This window comes from Moorena sp. SIO4E2 (assembly GCF_010671945.1).
Lineage (GTDB): Bacteria > Cyanobacteriota > Cyanobacteriia > Cyanobacteriales > Coleofasciculaceae > Moorena > Moorena producens.
The window spans coordinates 1-2,710 of the sequence record NZ_JAAHIE010000812.1; the positions used below are offsets into that span (position 1 = coordinate 1).

The 2,710-nt window shown below is 43.8% G+C and carries 3 protein-coding genes; 2 read left to right on the forward strand and 1 reads right to left on the reverse strand.

Features of this window, described 5'->3' with window-relative positions; translation table 11 throughout:
• Positions 1-46 precede the first annotated feature (46 nt).
• Both F6K37_RS37555 and F6K37_RS37560 read left to right on the forward strand, forming a co-directional pair.
• Complete coding sequence (locus F6K37_RS37555) at positions 47-454, forward strand: class II aldolase/adducin family protein (RefSeq protein WP_287256113.1); 408 nt, start codon at positions 47-49, stop codon at positions 452-454.
• 335 nt (positions 455-789) lie between these two features.
• A complete protein-coding gene (locus F6K37_RS37560) occupies positions 790-2,274 on the forward strand; it encodes an aldehyde dehydrogenase family protein (protein WP_008181335.1) in 1,485 nt (494 codons plus the stop codon).
• A 214-nt stretch (positions 2,275-2,488) separates the two neighbouring features.
• Here F6K37_RS37560 and F6K37_RS37565 read toward each other — a convergent pair.
• A partial coding sequence (locus tag F6K37_RS37565; RefSeq protein WP_287256115.1) for a hypothetical protein occupies positions 2,489-2,710 on the reverse strand: 222 nt, incomplete at its 5' end.

Sequence of the window (2,710 nt, forward strand, 5' to 3'; positions counted from 1 at the left end):
TACATCGGGTCGATTCAACAGTATGTCATAGTGAAATCGACCCGATGTGAATGCTATTGTCCATACTCATAGCATCCATGCTACAGCATTGGCTTGTATGGGTATACCTATACCCAGCTTTCATTATATGGTTGCTAGGACAGGTGGGAGCAGTATAAAGGTAGCTGATTATGCTACCTTTGGCACTCAAGAACTTAGCAACAACGCCCTAAAAGCATTGGGAAATTCCCTTGCCTGTTTGTTAAAAAATCATGGTATGATTGCCTGTGGCAAAGATCTAAGGCACGCTCTGAAAGTCGCCCAAGAGCTAGAAACCTTGGCTCAAATTTATCTCAAAATCCTCAGCGTTAACAAGATTTATGGAGAACCTCAATTATTGAGTGAGGAAGAAATGCAGATAGTTATAGAAAAGTTTAAAACCTATGGAGTTCAACCAAATATTGGTAATGGGTGATTGGATAGTAATATTTTATAGCATTTATCAAATATTCAAATAGTTTAGGTACACAAGCTTGGGATTTTAGGGAATAGACAATAGGGAACAGGGAACAGGTAAAAAATACGTGTGTACAACCTCATTAATATCAGAACCCCTATAGATATGACCATAGGGATAATTAGGGATACTCTGGCTAAAGTGTTAACAAAATTAAGCAAAAATTTAAATTTAGTTAAAAATCTCAAATAAAATATTAATAAAATATATATTTTTAGTTAAATTTTCAGTTTACAATCCACCATTAGAATTGAGGATGTCATAAAAAATCAACTTAACAACAGGAGACGATTATGGTCACTGCCCCTACACCAAAGACAACACCACAGCCAACGGTCAAAATCGGACCAACTCAGCTGCTGATTAATAACGAATGGGTAGACAGCGCCTCTGGGAAACGATTCGAGACGATTAACCCTGCAACAGGAGAGGTGATCTGTGATGTGGCTGAGGCTGATGCCCCAGACGTTGATAAAGCAGTAGTGGCGGCTAGGACAGCCTTTACCAGTGGAGACTGGCCGAAAATGTCTGCCACCCAGCGGGGGGAGTTACTCTACAAGCTAGCTGACTTAATCGAAGCAAACAAGGAAGAAATAGCACGGCTGGAAACCCTAGACAATGGAAAGCCCTATCGTGATTCCTTTAATGCAGATGTGTCTCTAGTCATTGCTTGCTATCGGTACTATGCTGGCTGGGCAGATAAGATTCAAGGCAAAACAATTCCCATCAACGGACCTTACTTTTGCTACACGCGCCATGAACCTGTAGGAGTGGTTGGTCAGATTATTCCTTGGAACTTTCCACTGTTGATGCAAGCTTGGAAGTTAGGCCCAGCACTGGCAGCTGGTAACACCGTGGTGATGAAAACGGCGGAACAGACTCCTTTATCAGCCTTGCGGATCGGTGAACTGATTCTCGAAGCAGGTTTCCCTCCTGGTGTGGTGAATCTTCTCTCAGGCTATGGACCAACTGCTGGGGCTGCGATTTCACATCATATGGGTATCGATAAAGTTGCCTTTACCGGCTCGACTGAGGTAGGGCATCTAATTATGGAAGCTGCAGCTAAGAGTAACCTCAAGCGGGTCACTCTAGAACTTGGTGGTAAGAGTCCTAACATTGTCTTTGCTGACGCTGACATGGATAAAAGCATTGAGGGCGCTCACTTTGCCCTGTTCTTTAACCAAGGACAGTGCTGTTGTGCTGGTTCGCGACTGTTTGTGGAAGAGAAGTGCTATGACGAGTTTGTAGACAAGTGCGTGAAACGGGCGCAAAATCGCACAGTTGGTGACCCGTTTGATGCTAACACAGAACAGGGTCCCCAGGTAGATCTCGAACAGTTCAATAAGGTGATGGGCTATATTGAGTCTGGTCAGCAGGAAGGAGCTCAGATGTTGTGTGGTGGTGGTCGAGTTGGCGATCGCGGTTACTTCATCGAACCGACAGTGTTTGTTGATGTCCAAGATCAGATGAAGATTGCCCAAGAAGAAATCTTTGGACCAGTGATGAGCATTATTAAGTTCAAGGATATCGATGAAGTGATTAAGCGGGCAAATGATACTATGTATGGCTTAGCAGCAGCCGTGTGGACGAAGGATATTACTAAAGCTCATGCGATCGCAAACAATGTCCGTGCTGGTACTGTCTGGGTGAATTGCTACGATGTGTTTGATGCCGCTGCTCCCTTCGGTGGTTTCAAGCAGTCTGGGATTGGTCGTGAACTTGGGGAGTATGGCTTGCAGCAATACACCGAGGTCAAGACAGTCACAGTTAAATTGTAGCATTTTAGCCATCTCAAAGCCTGGGTTTTATTATCAACAAGGCAAAAAGAAGGTTAGTAAACGGCTACAGGATAGTTAGTTGTTAATTTAGGACAAGCTAATGGGTAATGGGGAATTGTAAGCCAATTTCCTATTACCCATTACTTTATGCTTTGCTCAAGCTTCAAGTTCAAGTTCAGGTAAGCATATGCGCTACTTGAGGTGCCGTCAGCCGTCAGCCGTCAGCCGTCAGCAGACGTAACTCAGCATTATTCGAATGGTTACCTGTTTTATTCAAAAGCACCTCAAGTAGCGTGGCACAGGCTTTGACGCTGATAGCTGATAGCTGATAGCTGATAGCTGATAGCTGATAGCTGATAGCTGATAGCTGATAGCTGATAGCTGATAGCTGATAGCTGATAGCTGATAGCTGATAGCTGATAGCTGATAGCTGATA